Origin of the sequence: Coleofasciculus sp., from assembly GCF_046539235.1 — a bacterium.
In the GTDB taxonomy this organism is placed as follows: Bacteria; Cyanobacteriota; Cyanobacteriia; order Cyanobacteriales; family Coleofasciculaceae; genus Coleofasciculus.
Genome location: NZ_JBKHHI010000255.1, coordinates 1 through 9541, shown reverse-complemented (window position 1 = coordinate 9541; position 9541 = coordinate 1). Strand labels below are relative to the sequence as shown.

Annotated in this window: 9 protein-coding genes and 1 pseudogene; 2 read left to right on the top strand and 8 right to left on the bottom strand. The window is 45.3% G+C overall.

From position 1 onward, the window contains the following. Positions 1 to 234, bottom strand: a pseudogene (locus ACLFWI_RS20095) (hypothetical protein); the annotation flags it as partial. A 336-nt stretch (positions 235 to 570) separates the two neighbouring features. Here ACLFWI_RS20095 and ACLFWI_RS20090 point away from each other — a divergent pair. Further along, complete coding sequence (locus tag ACLFWI_RS20090) at positions 571 to 1269, top strand: Crp/Fnr family transcriptional regulator (protein WP_446414382.1); 699 nt, start codon at positions 571 to 573, stop codon at positions 1267 to 1269. Positions 1270 to 1358: 89 nt separating this feature from the next. Here ACLFWI_RS20090 and ACLFWI_RS20085 read toward each other — a convergent pair whose 3' ends face one another. From ACLFWI_RS20085 to ACLFWI_RS20055, 7 genes are all read right to left on the bottom strand, one after another. Then, the gene (locus tag ACLFWI_RS20085) at positions 1359 to 1706 is read right to left on the bottom strand and encodes a cupin domain-containing protein (protein ID WP_446414381.1); all 348 of its coding nucleotides are present in this window, start codon (positions 1704 to 1706) and stop codon (positions 1359 to 1361) included. 47 nt (positions 1707 to 1753) lie between these two features. After that, the gene (locus ACLFWI_RS20080; RefSeq protein ID WP_446414380.1) at positions 1754 to 2533 is read right to left on the bottom strand and encodes an SAM-dependent methyltransferase; all 780 of its coding nucleotides are present in this window, start codon (positions 2531 to 2533) and stop codon (positions 1754 to 1756) included. A 356-nt stretch (positions 2534 to 2889) separates the two neighbouring features. Further along, positions 2890 to 3471, bottom strand: a complete 582-nt coding sequence (locus ACLFWI_RS20075; RefSeq protein ID WP_446414379.1) for an HMA2 domain-containing protein — start codon at positions 3469 to 3471, stop codon at positions 2890 to 2892. Between the two features lie 78 nt (positions 3472 to 3549). After that, on the bottom strand, positions 3550 to 3837 hold the full coding sequence (locus ACLFWI_RS20070) for a DUF5132 domain-containing protein (protein ID WP_446409341.1): 288 nt from the start codon (positions 3835 to 3837) through the stop codon (positions 3550 to 3552). An 87-nt stretch (positions 3838 to 3924) separates the two neighbouring features. Beyond that, a complete protein-coding gene (locus ACLFWI_RS20065; protein ID WP_446414378.1) occupies positions 3925 to 4221 on the bottom strand; it encodes a DUF5132 domain-containing protein in 297 nt (98 codons plus the stop codon). A gap of 218 nt (positions 4222 to 4439) precedes the next feature. Continuing rightward, positions 4440 to 6716 (bottom strand): heavy metal translocating P-type ATPase, encoded by a 2277-nt coding sequence (locus tag ACLFWI_RS20060; RefSeq protein ID WP_446414377.1) that lies wholly within the window; start codon positions 6714 to 6716, stop codon positions 4440 to 4442. A 147-nt stretch (positions 6717 to 6863) separates the two neighbouring features. Further along, the gene (locus ACLFWI_RS20055; RefSeq protein ID WP_446414376.1) at positions 6864 to 8243 is read right to left on the bottom strand and encodes an HMA2 domain-containing protein; all 1380 of its coding nucleotides are present in this window, start codon (positions 8241 to 8243) and stop codon (positions 6864 to 6866) included. A gap of 910 nt (positions 8244 to 9153) precedes the next feature. Between ACLFWI_RS20055 and ACLFWI_RS20050 the strand changes: the two genes are divergently transcribed. Then, positions 9154 to 9541: calcium-binding protein (locus ACLFWI_RS20050; RefSeq protein WP_446414375.1), on the top strand; the 388-nt coding region annotated here is incomplete at its 3' end.

Below are 9541 nucleotides of genomic sequence, written 5' to 3'. Positions count from 1 at the left end.
GCCCAATTCATTTTTCAGCCAATCATAAAAGGGGGGTAGGCGTTTTTGTAAGACTGCGCCCGCAGTGGGTAAAGTCTCTTTAAGTTTGCGGATATCTAGACTCTCCAATAGTTGTTGGAGTTCGGGGGATTTGAGACAGTCAGCGAGGGACTGAGACAAAATCTCATTGACTTGAGTTTCACTAATTCCTAAGTGTTGAGAAAAGACTGATACTGTAGAAGGCATAGTTGTCATGATTATCTTAAATGCTATGAGTTGATTATCCTCAAAAGGTGGTTCTGGGTTCTATGAGGTAGCTCATAGAGGGATAAATAGGTGCTAAAGTCCAGGTAGCGAGAATCAGTCTACTCTCTCATCTGTGAGGGCAGTTCAACTTCTGGTAGGAGAGGTCTAATGAGTCATCATCTCAATCTTGATCGTCGTCTAGCACCTTTGTATAACTTAGAGAAAAGCAATCTCAAAACTCTTGACTGATGACGCGATCACCCGTTCGCGCAGCGTCTCGAAGAGAAGGATTTAACTTCGTTATCGCGCCACCCATTAGCAAGACTTTTTTACTGGTGAATTAAAATGCTAGCAACCCTTGACCAACTTTCACAAATTCAATTGTTTGCCACATTAAATAATGAAGAACATCAAAAATTACAACCTTATACTCAGATATACTTCTACCAAAAGGGAGAAATTATTTTGCACGAAGGGGATGACTTAGCTCCACAATTGTATAGTTTACTGATAGGTTCCCTGCAAGTGACTAAAATTGCCACCACTGGCAAAGAAACTGTACTTCGGATATTGACAAATGGAGAGATCTTTGCGGCTCCTGCTTTGGTGGGAAGCCCAATTGCACCAGCGACAGTAACAGCGCAATCCGATTGTGAAATTCTCACTGTAGAGAGATCTGCTTTACTTGCCACAATTCAGGAACACCCGGAAATTGCCCTGCTGATGTTGGCGGTGTTTAACACCCGACTGCAAGAACTTCATGACACCGTACACGGTTTAATTTCTGAACGAGCAATTGTTCGGTTAGCTCGTTTCATTCAACATTTTGCTGACCAGTATGGCGTAGAAGTAAACCCAGGGAGTCAAAAGCTCAAGATGAAGCTCCCTTACTATCGTTTAGCCCGTAGTATTGGAATTAGCTACGAAGAATGTGTCCGTTTAGTAAGGAGTCTGAAGTTGGTACTGAGTTATCAGCGAGGAGGGGAGATTATTATCTTAGATCGAGATAAGTTGGACGCGATCGCTCAAGGGGACTATCCCTAGTTTTGTTTAGGATTTAAGTCACAGTGACGGGCATTGACGACTCAACAGTTGATGATCTTAAGGAAGTTTTTCAAATCCAAAAACCCAATCTAATTGGTCTGGGGATTTTCTGAGAGAGTGAGAAGAAACGCCAGGTTTTCCTCAGCTTTGAAAGCGTGCTTTGCATTGGCTGTCATTAAGACAAACACTCCTGGAGCAAGGGCAATCTCTTTCCCTTCCAAAGTTAAAGTTCCTTTTCCCGCCAAAACATTAACTGTTGCATTGCGAGGGGAAGTATGTTCAGAAATGTCTGTTCCGGCACTCAAGCAGAATAAAGTATATTGGCAGTTTTGGTCTTTGAATAAGACTTTACTGAGAATTCCCGCCTGGGGATATTCGATTCTATCTGGGAGATTGAGAGTAAAGGATTGGCTTAGTTGATTAGTTTCTTGGGTCATGGTAATGATTTCTCTATTTTTTTCAGTATCTTATTAGATTCGGATAGTTAGTTTCTAGGCGTTGCACAGAGAATGATGTAACCTAATTCGTCACGATACTTCTCAAAGATCTCTCGCATCTGCAACACCCGTTGACGAATAGGAGGTTGAGTAAAAACATTCCACGCAATCTTGAGGGTATTAACTAAACCTTCATCCACAATCATTTGCTGCGGACTGAGTAAACCCATTGCCCCGGTTTGGTACTGCTGCACCTGCAATCCTGCAGTTTCACAGAGTTCTAACCATCCAATTTCGGAAATCGGAGTAGTGTTAGTACGAATTACCCGTGCTAAATCGGCATGAATTTGGGCTTCTTTGGCTTTGGCTAGAAGTTCATGAGAAAGGAATTGACCTCCTGGTTTGAGCTTTTGACCAATCCCTTTCAAAACTTTCGCTTTACCCGAAGCAGATTGCATTGAAAGGATAGCTTCTGCCAAGACATAATCAAACTGTCCTGAGATGGTTTCTAAGTGAAAGATATCACCTTCAACAATTTCGATTTGGTTTTCTAATCCTGCTACACGAATATTTTCACGGGCTTTCTGGACACTCTCAGGATTTTTCTCAACGCCGATGACTTTTACACCGTAGCGTTGGGCTAGAGTCATAGCACTATAGCCAAAACTTGCTGCTAGTTCCAAAACGGTTTTATTAGGTTGGAAATCTGCCCACTCCAGTAGTTGTTCAGTAGCACTGCGCCCTCCAGGACGGAGATATTTCTTTCCAGTTATTGCTAGAATCTGGTGTCCCGGGGCTTTCTCGATATCTTGGTTGATCTGGATCATTTCGCCCACCTCTTTAGAATTGTTGCTACTTTTACTATCGCACAAGTTCACTGTTCCGTCTTTGAGGTAGCTCAAGGGAAAATAGATTATTTACCAATTCTCCGCAAGGATAAAACGACACCTAACCGCAAACGACGCTACCGCGTTATCCAAGATGCTGTAGATCTCACAGAGGCTTGGAGCCGATAAAGCTAATGGCGCTGACTTAAGTGGCACATTGCCAACTTGGACGCCAGGAAATACATTTCCGAAACCTAAAGCTTAAGTAAGCCTTAGCTTACTAGGTAAATCTTGCAACCCGTTTTAACGGGTTTAAGCTTTTAGCCGGAACTTTAGTTCCAGGCTTAATGGGCTATCTATTCCTGAATTTCGCTGGTATAATGCAGCTTAATAAAACTATCAAAGGAATACCAAGCTAAAACATACCAAGGAATCACTTCTATCATCAATCCCTTAACGATTAATTGCCTTATCGCTAAAACACTAAAACCCAAAGGAATCAAAAATCTGATGTCAACTATCCCATCTGTTGCCCGTCTCACGCGCCGATTGAGATGAGTGACAGCATGAGTTACGCTAGCCGCCGCATCAGATTGACCGTTAGCCGAACGTCTCGGTTGTTGTTCAGGAATCGGGCTAAACGTGATCCCTAAATCCTGCAAAATCGCCCAAACTCCCTCGAAATTAATGTGATCTTGGGCGTAAAAAATAGTAATACTGCCACTGTGGATATTAGCTCGTACCCGATAAATCTCTAGACGTTCATTTAACAAGTTGATCAGCGGTTCAATATCCTCAGATTGGCGATACTCTGGAGCCACCCGCAATCGCACTCGCCCTGGGGTTTGACTGATCAGTTCAGCATAAATAGGTGAATTACCCATTTCTGGCGTCGTTTCTCTTAATTTTGGCATTTTAGAATTATTGGTTATCAGCATAATTAATTCTCAATTATAAATTTTGCACCGTGCATTGTAGAGACGTTGCATGCAACGTCTCTACAGGGTTAATGGAAATTAACCTTCACTATTCGGCGCGGGTTCCAATTCGGCTTGGCTTTTTTTCTCAGCCAATTCTGCCTTCGCTTCTGCCACGATGTCTTCAAAAACTTCGCCAGTTTCTGACATCATCCCTTTACCTTTTTCGTAAAAGACAATTCCACCTTTGACCATCGCTTTGGCAACAGGTTTCCCCACCTTGACCGCAGCCGGAATCAGCAACGGCGCAGCCACAACGGCACCAATACCCGCCACAACACCGGGAACTCCCAGATCTTCAAACAGATCAGTTATTTTAAACGCCATAATGTACCTCCTTCATTCAAAAAACTTTTCCGGAACTGTTATTCTAACAACCTACCTAGGAAAATGCATGATCCTAGGGATACAGGGTTAGTTCGTTTCCGGATGATTGGACACTTGGACAATGCTACTCTCGTCTAATTCAGTCGCCAGTTCTGCCTTACTCTGGGCGACTAAATCGCCAAAGGCTTCGCCAGCTTCTGCCATGACAATTTTGCTCTTTTCATAGAAGACAATGCCACCTTTAATCGCAGCTTTGGCAACAGGTTTGCCTGCTTTCGCCAGCGCCGGACCAAAAATCGGTGCAAGAACCACAGCACCAACACCGACAAGAACACCGGGAATGCCAATGTCTTCCACTAAATCTTCAAGATTGAATAAACTCATAAAACACCTCCAAAAGTAAGTTAATTGAAACCTTTTGCCTGGGCGCGTCTGGTTATCGGGGCGGGTTTAGTCACATCTGGGTGACAACATCAGATAATTGTGAAACCCGCCCCTACACAAACCTGCCCACATGAGGGGAGATGGGGCGGGTTTAGTCACATCCGGGTGACAACATCAGATAATAATGAAACCCGCCCCTACAGTCGGAAAAACTCCAATTAATCGCTAGCAACTTCCACATCAATCGCGGCTTTATCTCCCTTGAGTGCAGGGCGCAATCCGTTGACGCCAGCAATCACACTAGAGCCATTATTAATTAAGGTTGCTGTCATCGGATTTAATCCCACCGTTGCCGCGATCGCTAAACCAGATAAATTAGGTACAGCGACGATATTGGTATTCTGGCGGATAATCTGTTTAGCATTCCGTGCGATCGCAATGGCTTCCACTAAACCCCGCAAATTATTCTGCATCAGCACCACATCAGCGGTTTCACGGGCAATATCTGATCCATCCCGGAAGGATACCGATACATCAGCATAGGCTAACGCCGCTGAATCATTCAGTCCATCGCCAACAAACGCCACCGTTTTCCCCGCTTCATGTAACTGCTGCACCACTTCAGCTTTGCGTTGGGGGAAGGCTTCGGCGTGGGTATGACTGGGAGGAATATTCAATTGAGCCGCTACAGTCGCCGCCCGTTGACAATTATCCCCCGTCAGGATATGAATTTCCGCCCCAATCTCATCTCGCAAAATGGCAATCACTTCGGCACTTTCTGGGCGCAAGGGATCGGTATATTGCAATATACCCAGAAGTCTGCCATTACTTGCCACATAAATTGTCGGATATCCAGTTGTCTTCACTTCCGGATGGGCGGTATAGAATGACTCTAGGTCAACTCCCTCTTTCACCAAGAAGCGTTCACTCCCCACTAACACCGTCTGTCCTTCAATTTGCGCCTGAATCCCTAAACCGACTTGGTAATCCCACTCACCACGCTGGGGTATAATCACCTCCTGATAATTGGCGTAACGCATCACCGCTTCCGCAACCGGGTGGGTAATCCGTTGTTCCGCCGCCGCCGCCAGTCGCAGCACATCTAATTCAGAAATGGCGGGATCAGCGGTTTTAATCCCAATCATGGCTACATCGCCTTGCGTCAATGTTCCCGTCTTATCAAAAACGATCGCATCAACTCGCGCCAACTGTTCTAACGCCCGCCCACTCCGCAATAGAATCCCTTGACGGGCTGCACTTAACATCGCCGCCATCACGGTAGTTGGTACCGATACCCGAATCCCAGTAGCAAAGTCAATGGTGAAAATCGACGCCGCCCTCGCCGCATTCCGAGTTAGAGCAAAAATAGCTCCCCCTAATAATAAAGTAGGCAGTACCATGCGATCGGCAATTTTCGCCGCATAGTTTTCTACACGAGTATCATGAACTGGGGCATCTTGTAGTAACTTCAGGGTTCGTCCTGCCAGGGTATCTGCACCAATGCGTTCGGCTAAAATATACAGTTGTCCTTCCCGTACCAACGTAGAGGCATAAACGCTATCCCCCTCACTTCGCACCACGGGCATAGCTTCACCCGTGAGTTTTTGCTCATCAATCAGGGCTTTACCTTGGAGAATCTGCCCATCCACGGGAATCTGATTCCCCGGATAAACAATCACCGTATCCTCTGGCTGTACCTGTTCAATCGGAATTTGCTGTTTTTCGCCATTCCTTTCCACCCAAACAAACTTTGCCAAGGAACTGAGTAAGTCTAGGGTTTGACTGTGAGAGGAACGCGCCGTGCGTTCTCGAATTGCCTCACCCAGTTCAATTAGCCCCAACATACTACAGGAGGTGAGGAAGTGGCGTTGAGCGGTAATAATTGTAATCGCGGCTAGATCCAGAAAATCCACATTCAGGCGGCGTTCCTGAGTAATACTTTCCATCGCCCGTCGAGCCACAGGTATTGTTGCTAGTGCGATCGTACCGCTGATAATTAAAGGATGGAACGATAACCCCAATCGACCACTAACCAGAGAAATCACTGTGGCTAACGTCGGTAATTTTAATCGAGACCAATTTCCGGGTTCCGGGGAGTTCTCTACCTGAATCGTATTCTCTGGAATCGTTAGCGCCGCATTGGTAGCAAGCTGAATCAGTTTTCCTAAACGGGAACGCATCTGGCTATCAGGTTCACCGGGCAGATAGCGAATCACCACCGATGCGGCGGCTGGTTTTAACCGCACCGATGTAACCTGGGGTTCTGCGGCTAAAAGCCGTTGCAGCCGTTGAGCATAGTTAGAATCATGAGCAATGCGCGGAATCCGAAACCGCACTCGTCCAGGAGTTGAGTGAACCACTCGATAGGTTACCTGAACTTGTCGTGTTTTTGGCTTGGTTCGCTCAATCACAGTTGGCGATTTACGTTCCATGGCTGCTGTCTGTTTCTGGGAAACATTGCCAGATGTCAAAAGCACTTGCTTCATTATCACCACCCTCTCTTTGTGTCAATACAATTTATTTTGGTGAGCAATATCGGGAGCTAACCCGCTCCCCAGGGTGAAAATCACAACTCAAAATTGCGGTTGGGGTAGGTTGAGTCTGATCATTCGTAAACTACCTTTTTGAACTCAAAACTGGGATTAAACGCCTACGATTGGCATTTTTGCCATCAATCTGAGCAGGGTGGAAAGCGCTGCTGACTTAAAATCCAACCAAGGACTCACTGAGGTGGCGATCGCGGCTTGAGTGTCTTCCATGGGTTCTGGTTGATCAGCAACAGAATCATTGGTGTTGGCGGGTTGTACATCCTGATCAACAGAACTCTCCCCAGCCTCCTCACTTTTGTGATCCTCTTGTTCTACCTGCACCGGAGGAGTCAACGAATTCGGCTCGGCTGAACTTGTCTCCGGTGGAGACAAATCCGGCTCGGCTGCAATTTCCTCAGATCCTTCCTCTGGTTCATCTGGAAGGGCGGGTTTAGTCAAGTTATCTGTTGTCTCCCGAACGTTATCGGTAAAACCCGCCCCTACAACCGGGTTCCCAGACGTGCCTGCAGACGTGCCTGCAGACGTGCCATGGCACGTCTCTACATTCTCTGCTCCTCTGCTCCCCGGCTCCTTGGAGTCAGGATTAGCAGCAATTTGAATCAGACTAATGAAATGTAACCCAGCTTCTGCTTCGCCAACCTGCATCGGGTTGTAGGTGATCACCACCGATGCGACGGTGCTGTTGCAGCGCATCTGGGTAATCCAATCATCCTTTTTAACTAAGGATTGCAATCGGCGCAGATAGGCTGAATCTTCGGCAACTTTGGGAACACGAAAACGCATCCGTCCAGGAACCGCATGAACTAAGCCATAGACAACCGTTGAATTGGCATTCAATGCGACGGTTGACTGGTTGCCATTCTGCTGATCAGGTGTAACATTTGGAATATTATCTCCGTTTAAATCAGCATTATTTCTTTCTGCTTTGCCACCTTGCTTCTGAGCTTCTGCCCTCTGCCCCTTGACGTTGTTCGAGAGCATGCTTCTACCCTCTGCCGTCCCTTCTGACTCACCTTCTGCCAAATCCCAGCTCTGCATAATCTGACGGACAACATTGGTTATCAGTAGATAAACTGGAATTGACCGCCACCCTTGAATTCCCAGTTGCCTTGTGGTCAACAGTCCAATCAATAGAGGAATGAAGGATTGAAGCTGAGTTCCCGCTTTTTTCCAAGCCTCTGCGTCTAAGGGTTCCTTACTCTGGGGCTGTTTAATTTCGGCAATTCCTAAATCCCCCAGCATCTTAAATAGTTGAGCTAGAGATAACTGATTCGTATCAAAGGTAATGAGTAAACTTCCGATTTGCTCATTGGTTCGTATCTCTCGCACGCCGACCCGCTTCCGCAGCCGGGGCGTAACCGCTCTCAATACGGTTCCGGGTTCCTCTCCTAAGACTCGGAGTCTTAGACGACCAGGAACAACATGTAAAATTTCGACCTCCCGCTCTGGGCGAGGTGAAACCACACCAACCATTGGCATTGACCCTCGTAACAGTAGTGTAGTGTGGAGTTTCTCTGGTTAAGAACAGGTTAACCTCCACACTTAAGCATACACCCTATTTGGAAATTTTATCTGAAAAAAAGATTATGAATGTGAGAAACTTTCTTAACCTAACCTTATACTCTATGTATACAGCAATACATTTATTCACTTGTCGCTTTAAATTTTGGATGATAGAAGCTTGGCTGATTCAATAGTTGAGCCTTAACCCGGCTTGGGTTTAATAAAAGTTTAAAAAGGAAGCCAAAGCTCAAGTCAGCTCAAGCTGATACAAAGTTGCAGTCAAAGAGGCAATTTATCCCCTTCGAGGGCAGGCTCCGTGAGGCGAAGCATCTATGTCCAGCTTTTAAAGGTCGTTCCTGGCTATAGCTTCACGCTTCGCTCTTCCTAGTGCAAGAAGGCAGAAATCACTGAACAGCTAATATCTTCCCCAGCTTCATCGTATCTACGAAGCTGCTCAAGTATAAGCTGTTTGGCATTTAAACCTTAATATCAATTTATTTGCAGGAGGTTTCAGACTCCCCTTACAGCAGTTTGCTCTGCTATGCGGTACATCGCTGTAAAACTTCGTCCTTTGTCATCCCTGATTGGAGGGGTGTAACAAAAGTCACCTTGGGTCTTGACCAAAACTTCATCAAGTTATCATAATTTCTTTATTCAAGCTTCATAAAAAACAAAGACAAAGTTTATAAAATCAAGTTAAATTAAAAATTACTCTGGCAAAGAAATATACTATTCAAAACCAGGATTAATTCGATTTAATCCCCGCCAGATTTAATTGGGTTTTGGCAACTTGCCTTCTGAGCAGACAGATCCAAGATTGTTGTCAAGTCAAGACAATTTTAGATAACCCAACATCAAAATACACATTTGGAGAAAGTCGATGAATTACATTTTTGGAACCTATGGTGATGATTTGCTGGAAGGCACATTCAATGATGATGTCATTTTTGGTGGTGAGGGAGTAAATAGGATTAAAGCTAGAGGTGGTGATAATCTGATTTATGGCGGTTCAGGTAAGGATACAATTACCACCGGTTCTGGCAATGACACCATTTATGCCAATGAAGGGATCAATATAATTGATGCTGGAGATGGCAATAATCTGATTTATGGCGGTTCAGGTAAGGATACAATTACCACAGGTTCTGGCAATGACACCATTTATGCCAATGAAGGGATCAACATAATTGATGCTGGAGATGGCAATAATCTAATTTATGGCGGTTCAGGTAAGGATACAATTACCACAGGTTCTGGCAATGACACCA

What these genes read in the sequence shown, in the direction of transcription:
- ACLFWI_RS20065 (WP_446414378.1), bottom strand. Translation starts at nt 4,221, where the DNA reads ATGAGTTTATTCAATCTTGAAGATTTAGTGGAAGACATTGGCATTCCC.
- ACLFWI_RS20070 (WP_446409341.1), bottom strand. Translation starts at nt 3,837, where the DNA reads ATGGCGTTTAAAATAACTGATCTGTTTGAAGATCTGGGAGTTCCCGGT.
- ACLFWI_RS20055 (WP_446414376.1), bottom strand. Translation starts at nt 8,243, where the DNA reads ATGGTTGGTGTGGTTTCACCTCGCCCAGAGCGGGAGGTCGAAATTTTA.
- ACLFWI_RS20075 (WP_446414379.1), bottom strand. Translation starts at nt 3,471, where the DNA reads ATGCTGATAACCAATAATTCTAAAATGCCAAAATTAAGAGAAACGACG.
- ACLFWI_RS20090 (WP_446414382.1), top strand. Translation starts at nt 571, where the DNA reads ATGCTAGCAACCCTTGACCAACTTTCACAAATTCAATTGTTTGCCACA.
- ACLFWI_RS20085 (WP_446414381.1), bottom strand. Translation starts at nt 1,706, where the DNA reads ATGACCCAAGAAACTAATCAACTAAGCCAATCCTTTACTCTCAATCTC.
- ACLFWI_RS20080 (WP_446414380.1), bottom strand. Translation starts at nt 2,533, where the DNA reads ATGATCCAGATCAACCAAGATATCGAGAAAGCCCCGGGACACCAGATT.